The sequence below is a fragment of the Parvibaculum sp. genome, assembly GCF_049651025.1.
In the GTDB taxonomy this organism is placed as follows: Bacteria; Pseudomonadota; Alphaproteobacteria; order Parvibaculales; family Parvibaculaceae; genus Parvibaculum.
This window is the reverse complement of the sequence record NZ_JBASBH010000107.1, coordinates 1-20,995: the sequence shown is the minus strand read 5'-3', so window position 1 is coordinate 20,995 and position 20,995 is coordinate 1. Positions and strand designations below refer to the sequence as shown.

The following is a 20,995-nucleotide window of genomic DNA, read 5'->3' as shown; positions in this document are numbered from 1 at the left end:
AAGATGGGTCCCGGGAACAAGTCCCGGGACGACGCTTCTACTTTTCTCGAAATCACGAATAAAATGGGCCGTCCCGCAAAGACGCGCCGCCTCAGGTCTGGAACCCGTCCCAGAACTCTTTGACGCGAGCGAAGAAGCCGGAGCTTTCCGGGTTCGTTTCCTTGCTCGATATGCCGTCGAACTCCTTCAGAAGCTCTTTCTGCTTCTTGGTGAGCTTGATCGGCGTCTCGACCGTGGTCTGGATGTAAAGATCGCCCAGCTCGCGCGAATTGAGCACCGGCATGCCCTTGTCCTTCAGGCGGAACTGCTTGCCGGTCTGCGTGCCTTCAGGAATCTTCAGCTTCACGCGCTTGCCGTTCAGCGTCGGCACTTCGATCTCGCCGCCAAGCGCCGCCGCCGTCATGGATATCGGGACGCGGCAGAAGAGGTCCGCCCCGTCGCGCTGGAAGATCGGATGCGGACGAAGCGACAGGAAGATGTAGAGGTCGCCGGCAGGGCCGCCGCGCATGCCCGCCTCGCCTTCGCCGGAGAGGCGAATGCGTGTGCCGTCCTCGACGCCAGCGGGAATATTGACGTTGAGCGTGCGTTCCTTCTCGACGCGCCCCGCGCCGTGGCAGACCTTGCAGGGCTTTTCGATAATCTGCCCGCGTCCGTGACAGGTCGGGCAGGTCCGCTCGATGGTGAAGAAGCCCTGAGAGGCGCGCACCTTGCCGTGCCCGGCGCAGGTGGTGCAGGTGATGGGCTTGGAGCCCGGCTCCGCGCCTGACCCGTCGCAAGGCTCGCAGGCGATGGAAGACGGCACGCGCACTTGCGCCTTCTTGCCCTCGAACGCTTCTTCGAGGTCGATTTCCATATTGTAGCGAAGGTCCTGGCCGCGCATGCGCCCGCCATCGGAACGCCGTCCGCCGCGCCCGCCCATGAATTCGCCGAAGAGATCGTCGAAAATGCCGGACATGGATGCGCCGAAATCGCCGCCGAAGCCGGGATGTCCGCCCGGGCCGCGGCCGCCCGTTCCGTCGAAGGCGCTATGGCCGAACTGGTCGTAGGCAGCGCGCGTCTGATCGTCCTTCAGAACGTCATAAGCCTCGTTCAGCTCCTTGAACTTGTGCTCGGCCTCGGCATCGCCGGGATTGCGGTCGGGATGAAGCTGCTTGGCAAGATTGCGATATGCCTTCTTCAGCTCTTCGGCATTTGCGCCGCGAGGAACACCGAGCACATCGTAAAAATCGCGTTTGGACATGAAACTATCGTCTCGTCACAGACCGACGCCCCGGCAAGCAGAAGCTCGCCGGGGCGTTGTCATATGTGTTTGAGGTGGCTGTCATGGAACTGGCCCTGCGGGATCAATCTCAGGCGTTGCTGTCCTTGTCCCGCTTGGACTCGTCGACCTCCTCGAAGTCGGCATCGACGACATTGTCGGTCTCCGACGCACCATCCGCTTTCGCGTCTGCCTGTGCGGCGCTTTCCTGTGTCGCCTTGTAGATCGCTTCGCCAAGCTTCATAGCGGTCTGCGTCAATGCTGCCGTCTTCGTCTTGATGTCGTCGGCCGATCCGTCCTTGAGGGCGGTCTTCAGCTCTTCGACGCCTGCTTCGATCTCGGCCTTCACCTCTGCCGGAACCGCGTCTGCATGTTCGGCAAGAGATTTCTCGGTCGAGTTGATGAGGCCGTCTGCGTGGTTGCGCGCCTCGACTTCCTCGCGACGCTTCTTGTCTTCCGCCGCATGAGCTTCGGCATCCTTCACCATCTGCTCGATGTCTTTTTCCGAAAGACCGCCAGAGGCTTCGATGCGGATCGTCTGTTCCTTGTTCGTCGCCTTGTCCTTGGCCGCCACATTGACGATGCCGTTGGCGTCGATGTCGAAGGTGACCTCGATCTGCGGCACGCCGCGCGGTGCCGGCGGAATGCCGAGCAGGTCGAACTGGCCGAGGATCTTGTTGTCGGCGGCCATTTCGCGCTCGCCCTGGAAGACGCGGATCGTCACGGCGTTCTGATTGTCGTCTGCCGTCGAGAAGGTCTGCGACTTCTTGGTCGGGATCGTCGTATTGCGGTCGATAAGGCGCGTGAACACGCCGCCCAGCGTTTCGATGCCGAGCGACAGCGGCGTCACGTCGAGCAGCAGAACGTCTTTGACGTCGCCCTGCAGCACGCCCGCCTGAATGGCCGCGCCCATGGCGACGACTTCATCGGGGTTCACCGACTTGTTCGGCTCTTTGCCGAAGAACTGCTTCACGACTTCCTGAATTTTCGGCATGCGGATCTGGCCGCCGACGAGAACGACTTCGTCGATCTGCGCCGCCGTGATGCCTGCGTCCTTGAGCGCCTTCTTGCAGGGCTCGATCGTGCGCTGGATCAGATCGTCGACAAGCGCTTCGAGCTTGGCGCGCGTCAGCTTCATCGTCAGATGCTTCGGGCCGGATGCGTCGGCCGTGATGAAGGGCAGATTGATTTCCGTCTGCTGCGTCGACGAAAGCTCGATCTTCGCCTTTTCCGCGGCTTCCTTCAGGCGCTGCAAGGCAAGCTTGTCGCCCTTCAGATCGATGCCGTTCTCTTTCTTGAATTCGTCGGCAAGATAATTGACGAGACGCATGTCGAAGTCTTCGCCGCCGAGGAACGTGTCGCCGGTCGTCGACTTCACTTCGAAGACGCCGTCGCCGATTTCAAGAATGGAAATATCGAAGGTGCCGCCGCCAAGGTCGTAAACGGCGATCATTTCGCCGTTCTTCTTATCAAGGCCATAGGCGAGCGCGGCTGCCGTCGGCTCGTTGATGATGCGGAGAACTTCAAGACCGGCGATCTTGCCCGCGTCTTTCGTCGCCTGGCGCTGCGCGTCGTTGAAATAGGCAGGCACCGTGATGACGGCCTGGGTCACTTTTTCGCCGAGATAGCTTTCGGCCGTCTCTTTCATCTTCTGGAGGATGAAGGCGGAAATCTGCGACGGCGAATATTTCTCGTTCTGCGACTCGACCCAGGCGTCGCCGTTCGGCGCGCGCACGATCGAATAGGGAACCATCGCCTTGTCTTTTTGCGTGGTCGGATCGTCATAGGCGCGACCGATCAGGCGCTTGATGGCGAAGAAGGTATTGGTGGGATTGGTAACGCCCTGGCGCTTGGCGGATTGGCCGACCAGTCGTTCGCCGTCATTGGTGAAGGCGACGATCGATGGCGTCGTCCGCAGACCTTCCGAATTCTCGATTACTTTCGGCGTGGAGCCGTCCATCACCGAGACACACGAGTTTGTAGTGCCAAGGTCGATGCCGATTACTTTTCCCATATCAAAGGTCCTCTTTCATTGCGGCAGGCCGGCCGGGCCCCGTTCAGGATCGGGCGCCCGCATGTCGGCTCGAGGCGTCTCTTTTGAAAACACCCTGGCCAGATCCGGCCCCCATAGGGGTCCGTTAGGGGTTGAACATGTTGCGCTCTATATAGGTTTGGCAATTGATGGCCGCAAGCGGTCATGCGGCATATGGGCCACAGGCTCAAGCTTTGCGGGCGCGGGATGCATTATTGGCATCAAAACCGCCAATCCGACACGACTGTCAGCCCGATAACTTCCCCCAACCACGACCGTCATCCCGGGACTTGTTCCCGGGATCCATGGCTACCGGCATCGGGTGAGGAAGATAGGTCGCAGGTCTGGATCGAAGCCCCGGCCAATCTTCTGTTCTTCCCTCGCCGGACCCGTGGAAAGATGTGGTACTGGCGCTTTGCGGCGTTCGCCGCCTCGCGCCACCTTGAAAGGCAAGCAGGCAGTCCGCCGATGACGAGGAAGCTGACGATCAACATGGATGCGGACGGCCTGCAGCTATACCCGCACTATTTCGATCGGGAGGCTCAGTCGGCGCTGCTGTGCGAGCTGCGCGAGGCCGTTCGTTTCGCGCCGCCCTACCGCCCGCACATGCCCAGAACCGGCCAGCCCTGGTCGATCATGCAAACAAATCTGGGCGCATTGGGCTGGATTTCGGGGGCGCAGGGTTATCGCTATGACGCTTTTCACCCCTTAACCAACGAGCCCTGGCCGGCCATACCCAAGGCCCTACTCGACCTTTGGGCCGAAATTTCCGGTTATGACGCCCCGCCGGAATGTTGCCTCGTCAATATCTACAAAGGCGAGAAGGCCAGGATGGGGCTCCATCAGGACCGCGACGAGGCGGCGACGGACGCGCCCGTCCTCTCCATCTCGCTGGGCGACACCTGCCTCTTCCGCGTCGGCGGATTCGCCCGCAGCGACAAAACGAAAAGCTTTCGACTCGCCTCAGGCGATGTTCTGGTGCTGGGCGGCGCGTCCCGCATGCGCTTCCACGGCGTCGACCGCGTCATCTCCGGCTCGTCCCAACTCGTCAGCGGCGGTGGACGCATCAACCTGACGCTGCGGCGGGTGACGAAACCGGCCTAGTAGGGTGCCCAGCCGGGCACCGGCGACACGCCGAAAAGCCAGAGATGTGCGTAAAACATAGCGCCGAATGCCGCCAGCCCCAGCAGGATTCGCCACCAGCCAAGTTCCCCTATAGCGAGCCTGTTGCGTCCAGCGACGATGGCCGCGAAAGGCAGGTTCGAGGTCGCGCGCGAGAAGCTTTCCCACTTCGCGCCGAGCTTCCTTTTGCGCTTCTCGTCGATCGACAGCGTGCCGAGCGCGGCGAGGACGAGGAAGGTGCCGAAGAAGATGATCGATGCCTTGTCGCCGTTGAGGGCGACATGCAAGGCCGCCCAGATCATGACCGACCAGAGGAAGGGATGGCGCGTGATCCGCAGCATGCCCTTGATCGTGTCCGGCTTGTCGAGCAGGGCCTCCGCCTTCACGGCGGTCGGGTTGGGCGTCGTGAGCCCGATGAGCGCGAAGAGGAAGGCGACGACCATCACCAGCGGAGCCAGATGCATGAGCCAGTCCGGCGCGACCCAATAGAGCCGGTTCGGAACCGAGGCGGTGGCGTTATAGGCAAGGCACAGCCAGACGATGCCGCCGATGGATGCGAGTGAGAAAAGCCCGAGATAGGCCCCCTCGCCGGTCCTGGCCACAATCCGGTCCCGCGCCCGCGTGCCCGCGACGAGAAGATGTAGCGCGAAGAAAAATGCTGCCGCCGCCGCAAGGTTCAACATGATTGCTCCTCCTCCGATAACTCGATCCCATAACATTGTTATAGGAAAGCGGCGGTCCTCGTCTAGGCGTAAACCGGCGACCTTTGAAACAGGCCATGAAGATAAATAATAGACCACGGTCCATTATCGTTGACGCCAAACCCACCCTGAGCGAGCGTGTGCTTCAGCATCATTCAACTGACGGGCGGCGTCGAACTCATGAGTGGCAAGCGGCCAAATTTTCTGGTGATCGTCGCCGACGATCTCGGCTTCTCCGACATTGGCGCCTTTGGCGGCGAAATCGCCACGCCTCACCTTGATGCTCTCGCGGCCGATGGCCTCCGCCTCACCAATTTCCATTCCGCCCCCGCCTGCGCGCCCACCCGCGCCATGCTGCTCACCGGCACCGATCCGCATATTGCAGGCCTCGGCACGCATGAGGAGGTGCTGGCGAAGAGCCAGCGCGGCAAGCCCGGCTACGAATGCTATCTGAACGAGCGCGTCGTGACCCTGCCGCAGCTCCTGCGCGATGCAGGCTACCTCACCCTGATGTCGGGCAAATGGCATCTGGGATCGACGCTCGAAACCTGCCCGCATCAGCGCGGTTTCACCCGCTCCTTCGCTCTGCTGCCCGGCGCGGCAAATCACTATGCTTCGTCGCCGAAAGCTGGAACGGGCTTCCCGAAGCAGGATACTCTCTATACGGAAGATGACCGCTTTGTCACCTTGCCGGATGATTTCTATTCCTCAGACGGTTTCACGACGAAACTTATCGACTATCTCGACGAGCGCACCGACAAGACCCAGCCCTTCTTCGCCTATCTCGCCTTCTCCGCGCCGCACTGGCCGCTTCAGGCGCCCGACGATCTCATTGCGAAATATCGCGGGCGCTATGATGCAGGCCCCGAAGCCTTGCGTCAGGAGCGCCTTACGCGGCTGAAGGAACTCGGCCTCTGTGCAAAGGACATCGCGCCCCATCCCATCGTCGCAAAGAACAAGACATGGGAAGACATGAACGATGAGGAGCGCGCCCGCTCCGCCCGGGCCATGGAAGTCTATGCGGCGATGGTCGAGCGGCTCGACTGGAATGTCGGTCGCGTTATCGCGCATCTGAAGGAGACGGGCGAATTCGACAACACGCTCATTCTCTTCATGTCGGACAATGGCGCAGAGGGCGCGCTGATCGAAGCGGTGCCGGTCTTCGGTCCCTATCTCATGGACTTCATCGACAAATATTACGACAACAGCCTCGACAATATCGGGCGGCCCAATTCCTATGTCTGGTACGGGCCGCGCTGGGCGCAAGCGTCAACCGCGCCGTCGCGCCTTTATAAAACCTATACCTCGCAAGGCGGCATCCGCGTTGTCGCCTTCGCGTCAGGTGCGAGCCTCGCGCGGCGCAATGAAATAGGCGACGCCTTTTCAACCGTCATGGATGTGATGCCGACGCTGCTTGATCTCGCAGGCGCGACGCATCCCGCGCTGGAATATCAGGGCCGCGCCATCGAGCCGATGATGGGCCGCACATTGCGCCCGTATTTTTCTGGCGAGACGAGCGACGTGCATCCCAAGGATGCCGTGACCGGATGGGAGTTCTTCGGTCGTCGCGGCATCCGCAAGGGCGACTGGAAAGCGATCTGGATTCCGGCGCCCGAAGGCACGAGCGACTGGCAGCTCTACAACGTCGCCGCCGACCCCGGCGAGATCGATGACCTCGCCGCATCGGAGCCTGAACGGCTTCAGGAAATGCTTGGGCTCTGGGATGAATATGTCGAGAGAGTCGGCGTCGTCATGGTGATGATAGCGACATGATGGTTTTCGAATGACGTGATCTGACCACCGTCGCCAAATAAAAATTTAGCGTCGTCCCGGGACTCGTTTCCGGGACCCACCCTTCAACACCTGCCGAGTATGCGTCATGGATCCCGGGAACAAGTCCCGGGATGACATTGTTGGTTAAGACAAGCGCAACGGAGACAGCGCTCAGACGCTCGTATCGACCTGACCGCCATTCGTCTTCGGCGCATTGTCATCGCTCTTGGCGACGCCGACGCGAGCGGCGCGCAGTAGCCTGTCGCCGATCATGTAACCCGCCTCGACCACATGAACGACCGTGCCCGCGGGCTGGCCGCTATTGGGCACTTCGAACATGGCTTCATGCAGATGCGCGTCGAACCTGTCGCCCGGCGCAGGCGTGATTTCCTTGATGCCGTGGCGCTCGAAGGTCGCGAGCAATTGCCGCTCGGTCACTTCGACGCCCTCGATCAGCGCCTGAACCGAAGCGGGCGATGCCTCGCGCTCTTCCGGCTTCACGGCGGCAATGGCGCGGCGGAGATTGTCCGACACCTGCACCATGTCGCGACCGAAACTGGCGGCGGCATAGCGGACGGCGTCCTGACGGTCGCGCTCGGCACGGCGACGCGTATTTTCCGTTTCGGCAATGGCGCGCAGCAGCTTGTCCTGGAGATCGGCATTCTCCTTTTGCAGCGCGACGAGCACGGCGAAAGGATCGGGCTCGCCCTCTTCGTCTGCGGGCACTTCAGAAATTGGCTCGGCCTGTGCCGCCTGATCGATCGGCGCATTCGCGTCCTGATCGTCGCCGTTTGCCGTGTCGTTGTTCTGATCGCTCATTGTCACAAATCCAGTATTTTTCGCGCGGTCACGATGTGCGCGTTCAGGTCTCGAAAGTCAACCGACCCTCAATTGATGAGGCGGCCAACCAGTTTTGCCGTGTAATCCACCATCGGAATAATCCGCGCATAGTTGAGACGCGTCGGGCCGATGACGCCAAGCACGCCCACGACATGCTGGCGGCTGTCCATATAGGGACTGATGACGAGCGAAGAGCCCGACATCGAAAAAAGCTTGTTTTCCGAACCGATGAAAATGCGAACGCCGTCGGCCTGCTCGGCAAGCCCCAGAAGCTGCACGAGGTCGCGCTTGTTCTCCAGATCGTCGAACAGGAGCCGCACGCGCTCCAGGTCCTCCATCGCGTGAACATCGTCCAGAAGCCGCGAGCGTCCGCGCACGATGAGCGATTTCGACAAGGGATCGTCATTGCTCGCTGCGGGCTTTGCGCCGGACCATGTGGCAAGGCCGGAGGAAATCACGCGCGACGTCAGCTCGTTCAGCTCCGCCTTTTGCGTCTCCATCTCGCTGGCCAGAATGGTCTTGGCCTCTTCGAAGCTTTTGCCGCGAAGCCGCGCATTGAGATAATTCGTCGCTTCCACAAGCGCCGAGGGCGTCAGCCCCATCGGCACGTCGATCACGCGGTTCTCGACCTCGCCGCCATCGGTCACGATGACGACCAGCGCCCGGCCGGGGTCCATCGCCACGAATTCGATATGCTTGAGCGCAGCCTCGAATTTCGGTGCGACGACGAAACCGGCCGCATGGCTGAGGCCCGACAGCATCTTGGATGCCTCGTCCAGCACGTCCTCGACGCTCTTGTGCGACCCGGCAATCTGGCGCTCGATCTGCCCGCGCTCGTCTTCCGACAGATCGCCGATTTCGAGCAAACCGTCGACGAACATGCGAAGCCCCGCCTCGGTCGGCACGCGGCCGGCGCTCGTATGCGGGGAAAAAATCAGGCCCAGCGCTTCGAGATCCGACATCACATTGCGGATCGAGGCAGCCGAAAGCGGCATCGGCAGATGCCGGGACAGAAAGCGCGAACCCACGGGATCGCCGGTCTCGAGATAGGTCTCGACGACACGGCGCAAAATCTCGCGCGAACGCTCGTTGAGATCCTTGACGGCGACCATGTGGCTTTCGTGTCTCCGCGCGTTATGTGACTGAAATCTGGAGTGAATTTAGGAAGCGGCGCGCTCCGCGTCAATTGTGCGTGGCCTCGCGTCTTTCCTTCCGGGACCGCGCGCGGTACTAAGACCCCCCAATTCCTTTGAAGTCCAACGATCAAAGACGAGAAAGCAGGTCTGCCATGCGTCCATCCGGCCGTCAGCCCCAGGAAATCCGGGCCGTTAGCCTCGAACGCGGCGTTACCAAACACGCCGAAGGCTCCTGCCTCGTTAAATTCGGCGATACGCATGTGCTTTGCACGGCGAGCCTTGAAGACCGCCTGCCGCCTTGGCTGAAGGGCAAAGGCCATGGCTGGGTGACGGCGGAATATGGAATGTTGCCGCGCTCGACCCATGAACGCATGCGCCGCGAGGCCTCTCAGGGCAAGCAATCGGGCCGCACGCAGGAAATCCAGCGCCTGATCGGCCGCTCCTTGCGCTCCGTCGTCGATATGAAACTGCTCGGCGAGCGCCAGATCTCGATCGATTGCGACGTCTTGCAGGCCGATGGCGGCACGCGCACGGCCTCGATCACCGGTGCCTGGGTGGCGCTGCATCAATGCGTGGAATGGATGACGGCCCGCAATATGCTGACCGCTTCGCCGATCAAGGACCACGTTGCAGCCATTTCCTGCGGCATTTATCGGGGCCAGCCTGTGGCCGATCTCGATTATGCTGAAGATAGCGAAGCCGATACCGACGCCAATTTCGTGATGACGGGCCGCGGCGGCATCTGTGAAATTCAAGGCACGGCGGAGGCGGAGCCCTTCAGCGAAGATGAGCTGATGAAGCTGCTTGGCCTCGCCAAGGCCTCGATTGCAGACCTTGTGGAACTCCAGAAGCGGGCTGTTGCGTGATGGTGCGTCATTTTGCTGAAAAATCATTGGTTGTTGCCAGCCACAATGCGGGCAAGGTCCGTGAGATAAGGGAGCTGCTTGCGCCCTTCGGCATCGAAACCGTCTCGGCGGGTGATCTGGGCCTGCCCGAGCCTGAAGAGACAGGCGCGACCTTTCAGGCCAATGCGGAATTGAAGGCGCTTGCGGCTGCGAAGGCGGCTGACCGCCCGGCCTTGGCGGACGATTCCGGCCTTTGCGTCGAAGCGCTGAACGGCGCACCGGGCATTCAGTCGGCACGCTGGGCGGGTCCGCAAAAGGATTTCGACTTTGCCATGGAGCGCATTCGCCTCGGTCTCGTCGAGGAAGGCACGCTGAACACCAGGGCCCATTTCATCGCCGGTCTTGCGCTTGCCTGGCCGGACGGCCATGTCGAGTACTTCGAAGGCCGCGTCGATGGCGAACTCGTCTGGCCGCCGCGCGGACTTCTCGGTTTTGGTTACGATCCGATGTTCGTGCCCGATGGCCACGAGCAAACCTTCGGCGAAATGGAACCCGCGAAAAAGCATGCCATGTCCCATCGCGCCCATGCCTTCCGCCAGCTCGTCGATGCCTGCTTCAAGGGTTGAGACGGCGAACGTCGTTGAGGCCGCCGATGGCGGCTTCGGCGTCTATGTTCACTGGCCCTTCTGCCTGTCGAAATGCCCCTATTGCGACTTCAACAGTCATGTCGTCGCCAATGTCGATCAACGCGCATGGGCGCACGCGCTTGGCCGTGAGCTTGCGCATATGCGTTCGCTCACCGGCCCGCGCGCAGTCTCGTCGATTTTCTTCGGTGGCGGCACGCCCTCGCTGATGGATGTCGCGACCGTCGATGCGGTTCTCTCGCAGATCGCCGCGCTCTGGTCGGTGGATGGCGATGTTGAAATCTCGCTTGAAGCAAATCCGACCAGCGTCGAGGCGGACCGCTTCCGCGGCTACAGGGCGGCGGGCGTCAATCGTCTTTCGCTCGGCGTGCAGTCGCTCGATGACCGGCAATTGAAATTTCTGGGTCGCCTGCACACAGCCGACGAAGCGCTCGCCGCCATCGGCCTTGCGCGTGAAATTTTCCCGCGCCTCTCTTTCGATCTGATCTATGCCCGCCCCGGCCAGACGGCGGATGAATGGTCGCGCGAACTTCGCGCCGCGCTGGCTCATGCCGCCGACCATCTTTCGCTTTATCAATTGACGATCGAGGAAGGCACGGCCTTTGCGCGGCTTTATGAGAAGGGCGCGTTCAAGCTTCCCGAAGAAGATGATGCCGCAGCGCTTTATCGTTTGACCGGCGATATCTGCGCCGAGGCTGGATTATCCGCCTACGAAGTATCGAACTACGCCAGGCCTCAGGCCGAGTGTCGCCACAATCTCGTCTATTGGCGCTATGGCGATTATGCAGGCGTCGGCCCCGGCGCACATGGACGCCTCACCACCGGCAATGGGCGCATCGCGACGAGCACGCTGAAAGCACCCGGCGCCTGGATCGCCGCCGTTGAAAAAGACGGTCACGGCATCGAGGTCATGGATGATGTGACGCGGAGCGAACAAGGCGATGAGATGATGATGATGGGCCTGCGTCTCGATGAGGGCGTATCGCTCGCGCGCTATGAACGCCTGACCGGTCATGCGCCAGTTGCCGACCGCGTCGACGGACTTGTGCGCGACGGATTTCTCACGCGCAACGGCGACATCATCAAGGCGACGCCTGAAGGCCGCCTCGTATTGAACGGCGTCCTCGGGCGGTTGCTTTCCTGAAAACCTATTCGCCTTCGACGTAGTCGGGCTGGGCTTCCGGCGCGGCCTTCTGAAAAGCGGGATGCGCTTCGCAACGCGCAACGATTTCACCGATGCGTGGATATGGCGCGAGGTCGAATTTGACGCGGCGCAGATTGTAATATTGCGGCGCCAGAAAAATATCGGCGATGGTCGGATAGTCGGCAAAGGCAAAATCTGTATTCGACGACGCAGCAAGATCGGCCTCGATCGCGCCGAACCCGATCCGGTTCCAGTGCTGGAACCACGTGTTGCGCGCCGCGCCGTCGAGCTTCAACTCTTCGCCCAGAAATTTATGCACGCGCATGTTGTTCATCGCATGCATTTCCGCCGCGATGGAGGCAGCCACTGCACGAGACTTCGCGCGAAGGAATGGGTCCACCGGCAGGAGCGAAGGCGCCGGGTAAAGCTCCTCCAGATATTCGATGATCGCCGTCGATTGAGTGACGATCCGCCCGTCGTGATCGAGTGCCGGGATGAGCGACAAGGGATTGACCGCCTTGTAGCTCGCGTCCTGCTGGCGGCCCGCCCTTATGTCGATCGAGACATATTCGAAGTCGAGCCCCTTCAGATGCAGCGCGATGCGAACGCGATGCCCGGCGGAATTGCGGAAAAAATTATAGAGCTTCAGCGTCATTCGCTTGGTCCCGGTAGAGGTCAGAGAACCGGCGGCACGCCGAAGCTGACCGGCGCAGGATCGATGACGATTGCGCCCGAGGGATGCATTTCCAGAATGGCGAGGCCGCGCTCCGTGCGCCCGTCGGGCAGGAAACGGAATATGCCGTCGACGCCCGCAAAGCCGTCGGGATGCGTCAGCGATGCGGCTGTGAAGCGATCGGCAGGTACATGGGCCGAGAGGGCAACGGCGAGGCTCACGCCGTCATAGGCGAGGCTCGCAATGCGCGGCGGCGTCGTGCCATAGACGCGCTTGTAGCGTTCGACGAACTGGGCATGTGTTTCAGGCGGCGGCGCGGGGAACCAGCCACCGGCAAGCGCCGGCTCGCGCGTCAGGGTCGGGTCGTCCCAAAGCCCGGTGCCGAGGAACTTAATCTTGCGCGGATCGATGTCGTAATAAGGCAGAAGCGGAGCGAGCGCCTTGAGCCGCGTGCCGCCTTCCGGCAGGAAGATTGCCTGATAGGAAAGATCGCCGAGCGTGTCGCGATTTTCCAGCGCCTTCAACTCGGCCGCATTGCCCGCTTTCTTGAGCTCGCTGCGCTTGGAGAGCAGCGCCCCGTGCCGCCCGCCATAATTGGCGACGCGCTGCACCGGCTGGTTCATCCCGTCCGAATTCGCCGGATAGGTTCCCGAGATTGCGATCTGCGAACCGTGGTCGGCGACCGCCTTTTCAAAAGCCGGGCGGATGCGATTGCCGTAATCGTCCTGCGGATAAAGGGCTGCGAATTTCGTCATGCCCTTCAGCACCGCGTAATCGACGATGCGATTGACGTCTTCCTCAGGCGGGAAGGAGAGCAGATAGACGCCATTGCCCGAGACGGTCATGTCTGACGAAAAGGCGACGACGGGAACATTCGCGGCATGCGCCAACGGCGCGATGGCGCCCACCTCTTCGGCAAAGAGCGGCCCGAGAATGAGATCGGCACCTTCGCGGATTGCGTCCTGCGCCGCTTTCTGCGCGGCCATTGCGCTGCCCGTCGCCTTGGGCATCAGCAGAATGTCGGGATTATTGAACTCGAAAAGCGCGAGCTGGGCGGCGTTATAGAGCGCATTCGACAGCGCCCGGACATTGGAGCGCGGAGAATTGAAGGGCAGCAGGATCGCCACGCGAATGAGCTGGCGGCCTTCCATCTGCTTGGGCGTATAGAATTGCGAGGGATCGCGCGTGAGCCCGGATTGATGCGTGACGGGCGCGGTGGCAGGCGGCGGCTGTACGGCGATGGGCGGCGCTTGCACGATGGGGCGCGGCGGCGGCGCGTCCTGCCCGCCAAAGCCGATCCCGCTACAGGCGGCCAGAAGGGGCATGACACCGGCTAGAAAGATCGCCTTGAGGCCCGTCCGTATGCTGGTTCTGGGAACGGTGCTTGAGATCAGAGCCAAGGCGAGACACTTCCATGCAAGATGTTGAAGCTGGAGACTAATCGGCCACTCGCGCCAAGTAAACGCCTGCCGGTGCGGCGCCATTGCCAAACAGGGTGTGTCCGGCGCAAGGTCTGCCGGAAAACCCCCGAACGGTAGCCATGTCCGATCCAGACGACGATAAAGACGCCGAACCCGAATTCATTTCCGACGCCGGTGAGACCCGTTCGCGCCGCTCCGGCTCGACGCTCGCGCCCGGCCTCTATGTGACCGCAACGCCCATCGGCAATGCGAGCGACATCACATTGCGCGCGCTCGACGTGCTGCGTGCTGCCGATATCGTTCTCTGCGAGGATACGCGCGTCACCTCCAGGCTTTTTGCAATCTACGGCATCGAGGCGAAGATGATGCCCTATCACGATCACAATGCCGCCGAGATGCGGCCCCGCATTCTGGAGCGCCTCGCAAGCGGCGCGCGCATTGCTCTTGTTTCGGATGCGGGCACGCCGCTGATTTCCGATCCGGGCTTCAAGCTGGTGCGCGAGGCCGTTGCCGAGGGCCACAATGTCACGACGCTGCCCGGCGCATCCTCCGTCATGGCGGCATTGACGCTGGCGGGCCTGCCGACCGACAGGTTTCTCTTTTCAGGGTTCCTTTCGGCCAAGCAGGAAGCCCGTCGCCGCGAGCTCGGCGAACTGGCGCCCGTTCCGGCCACGCTGGTTTTTCTTGAAAGCGCCAACCGTCTTGCCGCCTCGCTTGCCGATATGGCCGAAGCACTCGGGTCCCGCGAGGCCGCCGTCGCCCGTGAGCTGACAAAGCGTTTCGAGGAAGTCCGCCGTGGTTCCCTTGAGGAACTTGCCGCGCATTATGAAAAAGCGGGTGCGCCCAAGGGCGAGATCGTCATCGTTGTCGGCCCGCCCGCGCCGCGTGCGGCGCTATGCCAGCACGAGATCGACGCCATGCTCGAAAACGCACTGACCCGCTCGAGCGTCAAGGATGCGGTCGCCGAAGTCGTCGCCATGACCGGCCTGCCCCGCCGCGAGATTTATGCCCGCGCGCTGACGCTCTCGGAAGGCGGCGAATGACGAAAGGGCCCCAATCGGCACGGGCGGCGAGAGGCCGCGCCGCGCACGCATCGGGCCTGCGTGCCGAGGGTATTGCGGCGCTGCTGCTGCGCCTCAAGTTTTACCGCATTGTCGGGCGTCGCGTTAAAACGCGGCTCGGTGAGATCGATCTGATAGCGCGTCGCGGCCGGACGCTTGTTTTCGTCGAGGTGAAAGCGCGTGGCGACTTCACTCTTGCGGCGGAAGCCTTGCAATCGCGCCAGCAGGCGAGGCTTGCACGCGCCGCCGAACTCTTTGTCGCCGGCCGCCCGGAATATGCGCATTTCGACATGCGCTTCGATGTGGTGCTGGTGACGCCGCGCCGCATGCCGCATCATCTGCGCGATGCCTGGCACCCATGAGCGCGCATGCGCTGCCATAATCTCGCCTTATCAAGTGATACTCTCCCCTTACGGAGAAACACTGAATCTCTCGCGAACGAAGAGGTATCGATCCATGCGACATCTGACAGCCAGCGCCATCATCATTTCGGCGCTCAGCATATCGGGCTGCGTGCCGGTTATTCTCGGCGCGGGCGCGACGGGCGCCGTCATGGCCTCGCAGGATCGCGGGCTGGAACAGGCCGTCGATGACAATGAAATTTCGTTCGAAATAAATCGCAAGCTCGCTGAAAAAGACGAGGAGCTGTTCAAGCGCGTATCGACGCAGGTGCATAATGGCCGCGTCGTGCTGACCGGTTTCGTGCGCAACGAACAGGACAGTGCGATAGCGTCGAAAGTCGTCTGGAGTGTCGGTGGCGTCAAGCAGGTTGATAATGAATTGCAGACCGGCAATCCGACGAGCTTCAGTGAAAAGGCCGACGACTCGATCATCACGACGAAGCTGCGCGCCAAGCTCACCGCCGACAGCGCCATCAGCAGCATCAACTATTCGATCAAGACGATCCGCGGCACGGTTTATCTGAGTGGCATCGCGCAAAATCAGGCCGAGCTCAATCGCGTCATGGGTTATGCACGCGGCGTCAGCGGCGTGCGCAACGTCGTGTCAAACGTCCAGATGAAGTCCAGCTAGGTAAAACCGCCGGAAATTCGTCCGATATTTTCCAAATGCGCACCTTGCCGCCACTACCCTCCCGCGCCATTATTGGCCATGGGCAATAGCGGCGGCAGCATCAAGAGCAGGATCGAAGCGGAAATTCGTGCGGCGGGAGAAGCCGCCGACGATGCGCTCGACATTGGCGCCATTGCGCTTGCCTTCGCCCAGGCAGATCGCCCCGATATTGTGCGCGCGCCTTACGAAGCGCATCTGGCGGAATTGGCGGATGCCGCGCGCGGTGCATTGTCCGGCAGCCAGCCCGAACTTGCCGCCGATGCGGAACTGGTTGCAACCATGCTTGCAAACCTCATCTCGGGCCGCTTCGCCTATCGCGGCGATACGGCCACTTATGACGATCTGCAAAATGCCGATCTGATGCATGTGATCGACAGGCGCAAGGGATTGCCTGTCGCGCTCGGCATTCTCTATCTGCATGTGGGCCGCGCCCTTGGCCTCGATCTCGTCGGCCTCAATTTTCCCGGCCACTTCGTTCTGCGCCTGCAAATCGGCACAAGCGCGACGATCATCGATCCGTTCAATCGCGGCCAGACGCTTTCTTCCGCCGATCTTCTGAATTTGATCCGCAGCATCGAAGGTCCGGACGCAAAGCTGTTGCCGGAATCCTATGCGCCTGTCGGCACGCGCGATATTTTGCTGCGGCTTCAGAACAATATTCTGAGCCGTGCGCTGCGCGCGGGCGAGCATGAACGCGCGCGCGAAGTCGTGACGCGCATGATCTGGCTCGCGCCCCGTCGCGCGGGATTGCAGTTCGAGCTTGGCCGTCTCGAGGTTCATGCGGGCCATATGAGCGCGGCGGCCATTGCCTTTGAAAAATGCCGCAACATGGCATCGGGCGACGGCGAAATGCGCATAGCGGGCATGGCCGAGGAAGCCCTGCGCCGCCTGAAGTCGCGCCTTAACTGACACCCGCTCTCAGGGGCGCGCCAAGGGCACCATTTGTACCGACTGTATGAAGTCGCGCGCGGCGTCGCCCACGCCGGTCAAAACCATTTCGACGCCGATCGTCGCCACGATGAGGCCCATGAGCCGCGTCACCACGGTCAGGTTCGTCTCGCCGAGGAAGCGCACGATGCGCGGCGCCTGCATGAACATCAGATAGGTGATGCTCGCAATGGCCGCGAAGGCGGTAATCGAAACGATGGTGTAGAGAAAGCCGGGATTGGCGGAAAAGCCGACCGCCGTCGCGATGGTGCCCGGCCCTGCGATCATCGGCATGCCGAGCGGTGATATGGCGACCGAGAGCTGGGCGCGCAGAATATCGGCTGGCGGTATGTCGCCTGAGACCTGCGAGGGCACCTGCACGGAGGAGGAGCGCCCCTGCAGCATCTGGTAGCCGACGATCGAGACGAGTATGCCGCCCGCGATCCTGAGCGCGGCCATGGTGATGCCGAATGTCTCGAAAATGAGCTTGCCCGCCACGCTGAACGTGACGACCACGGCCAGCGCCGTAAGCACCGCATTGCGGGCGATGGTGCGCCGGATCTCGGGGCTGTCGCCCGTGGTCAGCGCGATGAAAATAGGCGTGGCCGATAGCGGGTTTGCGATGGCGAAATAGCCCGCAAGCGCCGTCAGGCCGAAAGTGATGAGGTCGTTAAGCATTCTATCTCCTGGACGGGCGCAGCCTCGCGCCTCGCAAGCGAAACTTCAAGCGCCTCTGGTGTTTTTCCTGCCGCTCCCCCATCTTCTTTCAAACGCAACCTCCTCCCCCATGGGGAACCTGCCTTCCCGGAGCCCATATGAGCCTTCATGTCGCGATCCAGATGGACCCGGTCCATACGATCAATATCAACGCGGATTCCACCTTCGCCCTCGGTCTTGAAGCGCAGGCCCGCGGCCACACGCTTTTCTACTACGAGCCGAAAGAGCTTTCGATGCGCGACGGTTGCGTCTATGCGCGTGGCCGCTCCATGGCGCTGCGACGGGAAGAGGGCAATCACGTAACGCTGGGCGGCATGGAGAAAGTCGATCTCGCCTCCGTCGATGTCGTTCTGATGCGGCAAGACCCGCCTTTCGATATGGCCTACATCACCGCAACGCATCTGCTGGAAGTGATCCACCCCAAGACGCTCGTCGTGAACGATCCCTCGGAGGTGCGCAACGCGCCGGAAAAGCTTTTCGCGACCCGCTTTGAGGGTCTTCTCCCCCCGACGCTCATCAGCCGCGACCCCGAAGAGATCAAGGCCTTCCGCCGCGAGTTCGGCGACATCATCATAAAGCCCCTGTTCGGCAATGGCGGCATCGGCGTCTTCCGCATTCGCGAGGGTGACGAGAACCTCGCCTCGCTCCTCGAAATGTTCGGCCAGATGAACCGCGAGCCGGTCATCATTCAGAAATACCTGGCCGATGTGCGCAAGGGCGACAAGCGCATCATTCTGGTCGACGGCAAGGCGGTCGGCGCAATCAACCGTGTCCCCGCCGAAGGCGAAGCGCGCTCCAACATGCATGTCGGCGGCCGCCCCGAGAAATCCGCTCTCACCCGGCGCGAGGAAGAAATCTGCGAAGCGATCGGCCCCGAGCTGAAACGCCGTGGACTGATCTTCGTCGGCATCGACGTCATCGGCGACTACCTGACCGAAATCAACGTGACCTCACCGACAGGCATTCAGGAGATCGACCGCTTCGACGGAACGAATCTGGCGGCAACAATTTGGGATGCGATTGAAGCACGGAGATAACAGGCGTTCCGTGCAATGACGGATGGGGGCATATGAAGACAATCTTCGCAGCCGCGCTTGCATTGGTGATGTTCGCCTCGCCCGTATGGGCAGATGACGTCGCCCTTGAAGCCAAGGCCCGCGCGATCCAGTCGCATGTCATCACCATCGACACGCATACCGACATCCCGACCTTTTTCGCGAGCGACAAATACGATCCGGGCAAGCTCAATGGTCCGCCGGTCTTGGTCGACCTGCCGCGTATGAAAACCGGCGGCCTCGATGCGGTTTTCTTCATCGTCTATGTCGACCAGACGAAGCGCGATGCGGCGGGCTATGCGGAAGCGGCGTCCGAGGCCTTTGCAAAATTCGCGGCCATCCACCGCATGGTCGATGAGCAATATTCGAAAGATATCGGCCTCGCTCTCACCTCCGCCGATATTCGTCGCATTCACGCGGACGGGCGCCGCATCGCGCTGATCGGCATCGAGAACGGTTATGCGATTGGAAAGAACCCCGCCCTTCTCGACATCTATTACGGACTGGGCGCGCGCTATTTCGGCCTGACGCATAACGGCCATAACGATCTTGGCGACAGCGCGCAGCCAAGGGCGGACCTTGGCGACAAGCCGAACGACAAGGGCGGCGAGCATGGCGGCTTGAGCGCCTATGGCCGGGAGATCGTCGCGCGCTGCAACGATCTCGGTATCATGGTGGACGTATCGCATTCGGCGAAATCGACGACGCTCGACGCGATCAAGTCGTCACGCACACCTGTCATTGCATCGCATTCCGCCGTTTATGCGCTCAATCCGCATCCGCGCAATATGAGCGACGAGGAAATGCTGGCGCTCGCCAAAAAAGGCGGCGTCATTCAGATCGTCGCCTTCGACGAATATCTCCATGCGGTCTCGAAGGAGAAAAAAGCGGCGCGGGGCAAGCTCGCAAAATCGCTCGGCCTCACAAGTCTCGATGCTTTCTTTGCGGCAAGTCCGGCGACGAAAGAGAAATTCGCAAAAAGCGTCGCCGAACTCGACAGGACATTTCCGCGCGCGGGCGTTTCCGATCTTGTCGATCACATCGACTATGCGGTGAAGCTGATCGGTATCGATCATGTCGGCATCGCCTCGGATTTTCAGGGTGGCGGCGGCATCGAGGGTTGGGCTAATGCGGGCGAAACGCTCAACGTGACGAAGGAGCTCGTGAAGCGCGGCTATTCGCAAGAGCAGATCGGCAAGCTCTGGGGCGGCAATCTGATGCGCGTCATGGACGAGGTTGCGGCGGCGCGAAAGTCCTGATCCTCCGCGCCTGTAGTATCTTTCCGTCGCCGCCCCGCTCAGTCATGATGAGGGCTGGCAAGGAGAACGGCATGGCGGACGCAACCAAGAACGAGCGCTATCGTGACAACTTGCAAGGCGAGGTCGATGGCGCGAGCCTTTATCGCGCGCTGGCCAATGTCGAGCCCGATCCAAAACTCGCCGACGTCTATCACCGCCTAGCCGCCGTCGAGGAAAGCCACGCCGAATACTGGAGAAAGCAACTCTCAAAAACCGGCGCGCGCGTGCCGCATCTGAGGCCCGGTTTCCGCACCCGCGCCCTCGCCTTTCTCGCCCGCCGCTTCGGCCCCGCCTTCGTGCTCCCGGTCATCAATACGCTGGAGCAGGCAGATAGCGGCGCTTACGACAAGCAGCCCGAAGCCGTCGCAGGCGGATTGCCTCAGGCCGAACGCAGCCATGCCCGTGTGCTTTCCGCCATTGCCGGGCCGAAGACAGGTCTCGACGGCAGCACCATCGCACGGCTCGAAGGACGGCATCGCGCGATGGGTGGCAATGCATTGCGCGCCGCCGTGCTCGGTGCGAATGACGGCCTCGTCTCCAACCTCTCGCTCGTCATGGGCGTTGCCGGGGCTGAATCGTCGAACAACATGATCCTGCTTACGGGGCTGGCCGGTCTCGTCGCAGGCGCTTGCTCAATGGCGATGGGCGAATGGCTGTCGGTCAATTCCTCACGCGAGCTTTACCAGAAGCAGATCGCGACCGAAGCGATGGAACTGGAGGAAGTGCCGGAGGAGGAAAAAGAAGAACTGATCCTGATCTATCAGGCGAAAGGCCTGAGCGAAAAGGAAGCGCGCGCCCTTGCCGAGCAGCTTCTCGCCAACAAGGACACGGCGCTGGACACGCTGGTGCGCGAAGAGCTTGGCATCGATCCGAACGAATTGGGCGGCTCTGCTTGGGGCGCCGCCGCAACCTCGCTTCTGCTCTTTTCAGTGGGCGCGATCTTTCCGGTCGCTCCCTATTTATTTCTGCAGGGCAATGCGGCGTTGGGCGCGAGCCTCGGCCTCAGCGGATTGGCGCTCGCCGCGCTCGGCGCAGGCACATCCCTTTTCACGGGGCGCGGCGCAATCTTCTCCGCCATGCGTCAATTGCTGATCGGCTTCGCCGCCGCAGGCGTCACCTATGGCATCGGTTATCTCGTCGGCGTGAGCCTGGCGGGATAGGTGCCGAAATCTATTGCGGCTTCATGATCGGCGACGATTGCGAGTTGGTATTGGGAAGGTCGGCCTGCGAGGGCGTCACCGTCGTGCCCATCTGACCCGGAGCGCTCTGTGCTGGGC

At 61.6% G+C, this 20,995-nt stretch carries 20 protein-coding genes; 12 read left to right on the top strand and 8 right to left on the bottom strand.

All coding sequences use genetic code 11. The features are described from left to right. Window positions 1-91: 91 nt before the first annotated feature. Both dnaJ and dnaK read right to left on the bottom strand, forming a co-directional pair. Window positions 92-1,240 (bottom strand): molecular chaperone DnaJ, encoded by a 1,149-nt coding sequence (dnaJ, locus tag WA943_RS14630; RefSeq protein ID WP_424470629.1) that lies wholly within the window; start codon window positions 1,238-1,240, stop codon window positions 92-94. Window positions 1,241-1,349: 109 nt separating this feature from the next. Then, window positions 1,350-3,272, bottom strand: coding sequence for a molecular chaperone DnaK (gene dnaK / locus WA943_RS14625; protein ID WP_424470628.1), 1,923 nt, complete (start codon window positions 3,270-3,272; stop codon window positions 1,350-1,352). Window positions 3,273-3,758: 486 nt separating this feature from the next. On the opposite strand from dnaK, the gene WA943_RS14620 reads away from it, so the two are divergent. Beyond that, window positions 3,759-4,394, top strand: a complete 636-nt coding sequence (locus WA943_RS14620; protein WP_424470627.1) for an alpha-ketoglutarate-dependent dioxygenase AlkB — start codon at window positions 3,759-3,761, stop codon at window positions 4,392-4,394. On the opposite strand, the gene WA943_RS14615 is transcribed toward WA943_RS14620, so the two are convergent. Next, entirely contained in the window at window positions 4,391-5,095 is a 705-nt protein-coding gene (locus WA943_RS14615; RefSeq protein WP_424470626.1) for an NnrU family protein, read from the bottom strand. The genes WA943_RS14620 and WA943_RS14615 overlap by 4 nt on opposite strands. 198 nt (window positions 5,096-5,293) lie before the next feature. Between WA943_RS14615 and WA943_RS14610 the strand changes: the two genes are divergently transcribed. Beyond that, window positions 5,294-6,886, top strand: coding sequence for an arylsulfatase (locus WA943_RS14610; protein ID WP_424470625.1), 1,593 nt, complete (start codon window positions 5,294-5,296; stop codon window positions 6,884-6,886). A 171-nt stretch (window positions 6,887-7,057) separates the two neighbouring features. On the opposite strand, the gene grpE is transcribed toward WA943_RS14610, so the two are convergent. Both grpE and hrcA read right to left on the bottom strand, forming a co-directional pair. Next, window positions 7,058-7,705: a nucleotide exchange factor GrpE gene (grpE, locus tag WA943_RS14605; protein ID WP_424470624.1), complete on the bottom strand. Its 648-nt coding sequence runs from the start codon at window positions 7,703-7,705 to the stop codon at window positions 7,058-7,060. Between the two features lie 68 nt (window positions 7,706-7,773). Further along, on the bottom strand, window positions 7,774-8,838 hold the full coding sequence (hrcA, locus tag WA943_RS14600; RefSeq protein ID WP_424470623.1) for a heat-inducible transcriptional repressor HrcA: 1,065 nt from the start codon (window positions 8,836-8,838) through the stop codon (window positions 7,774-7,776). A gap of 176 nt (window positions 8,839-9,014) precedes the next feature. Here hrcA and rph point away from each other — a divergent pair, with 176 nt between their 5' ends. The 3 genes from rph to hemW are packed head-to-tail and all read left to right on the top strand — an operon-like array spanning window position 9,015 to window position 11,495. Beyond that, window positions 9,015-9,728, top strand: a complete 714-nt coding sequence (gene rph, locus WA943_RS14595) for a ribonuclease PH (protein WP_424470622.1) — start codon at window positions 9,015-9,017, stop codon at window positions 9,726-9,728. After that, window positions 9,728-10,333: an RdgB/HAM1 family non-canonical purine NTP pyrophosphatase gene (rdgB, locus tag WA943_RS14590; protein WP_424470621.1), complete on the top strand. Its 606-nt coding sequence runs from the start codon at window positions 9,728-9,730 to the stop codon at window positions 10,331-10,333. The genes rph and rdgB overlap by 1 nt, the downstream gene beginning before the upstream one ends. Next, a complete protein-coding gene (gene hemW, locus WA943_RS14585) occupies window positions 10,314-11,495 on the top strand; it encodes a radical SAM family heme chaperone HemW (protein ID WP_424470620.1) in 1,182 nt (393 codons plus the stop codon). Before rdgB ends, hemW begins: the two co-directional genes overlap by 20 nt. A 4-nt stretch (window positions 11,496-11,499) precedes the next feature. Here hemW and maiA read toward each other — a convergent pair whose 3' ends face one another. Next, window positions 11,500-12,150, bottom strand: coding sequence for a maleylacetoacetate isomerase (gene maiA / locus WA943_RS14580; RefSeq protein WP_424470619.1), 651 nt, complete (start codon window positions 12,148-12,150; stop codon window positions 11,500-11,502). Between the two features lie 20 nt (window positions 12,151-12,170). Further along, the gene (locus tag WA943_RS14575; protein WP_424470618.1) at window positions 12,171-13,568 is read right to left on the bottom strand and encodes a penicillin-binding protein activator; all 1,398 of its coding nucleotides are present in this window, start codon (window positions 13,566-13,568) and stop codon (window positions 12,171-12,173) included. 140 nt (window positions 13,569-13,708) lie between these two features. On the opposite strand from WA943_RS14575, the gene rsmI reads away from it, so the two are divergent. From rsmI to WA943_RS14555, 4 genes are all read left to right on the top strand, one after another. Continuing rightward, window positions 13,709-14,632, top strand: coding sequence for a 16S rRNA (cytidine(1402)-2'-O)-methyltransferase (rsmI, locus tag WA943_RS14570; protein ID WP_424470617.1), 924 nt, complete (start codon window positions 13,709-13,711; stop codon window positions 14,630-14,632). Then, window positions 14,629-15,012, top strand: a complete 384-nt coding sequence (locus WA943_RS14565) for a YraN family protein (protein WP_424470616.1) — start codon at window positions 14,629-14,631, stop codon at window positions 15,010-15,012. The genes rsmI and WA943_RS14565 overlap by 4 nt, the downstream gene beginning before the upstream one ends. Window positions 15,013-15,106: 94 nt before the next feature. Next, a complete protein-coding gene (locus tag WA943_RS14560; protein WP_424470615.1) occupies window positions 15,107-15,682 on the top strand; it encodes a BON domain-containing protein in 576 nt (191 codons plus the stop codon). A gap of 78 nt (window positions 15,683-15,760) precedes the next feature. Next, window positions 15,761-16,630: a SirB1 family protein gene (locus WA943_RS14555; RefSeq protein WP_424470630.1), complete on the top strand. Its 870-nt coding sequence runs from the start codon at window positions 15,761-15,763 to the stop codon at window positions 16,628-16,630. 9 nt (window positions 16,631-16,639) lie between these two features. On the opposite strand, the gene WA943_RS14550 is transcribed toward WA943_RS14555, so the two are convergent. Further along, entirely contained in the window at window positions 16,640-17,326 is a 687-nt protein-coding gene (locus tag WA943_RS14550; protein ID WP_424470614.1) for a MarC family protein, read from the bottom strand. Between the two features lie 137 nt (window positions 17,327-17,463). Here WA943_RS14550 and gshB point away from each other — a divergent pair, with 137 nt between their 5' ends. The 3 genes from gshB to WA943_RS14535 all read left to right on the top strand — a co-directional run bounded on the left by gshB (window position 17,464) and on the right by WA943_RS14535 (window position 20,878). Next, complete coding sequence (gshB, locus tag WA943_RS14545; RefSeq protein ID WP_424470613.1) at window positions 17,464-18,402, top strand: glutathione synthase; 939 nt, start codon at window positions 17,464-17,466, stop codon at window positions 18,400-18,402. A 32-nt stretch (window positions 18,403-18,434) separates the two neighbouring features. After that, window positions 18,435-19,679, top strand: coding sequence for a dipeptidase (locus tag WA943_RS14540; RefSeq protein WP_424470612.1), 1,245 nt, complete (start codon window positions 18,435-18,437; stop codon window positions 19,677-19,679). A 71-nt stretch (window positions 19,680-19,750) separates the two neighbouring features. Then, on the top strand, window positions 19,751-20,878 hold the full coding sequence (locus tag WA943_RS14535) for a VIT1/CCC1 transporter family protein (protein ID WP_424470611.1): 1,128 nt from the start codon (window positions 19,751-19,753) through the stop codon (window positions 20,876-20,878). Window positions 20,879-20,995: the final 117 nt, after the last annotated feature.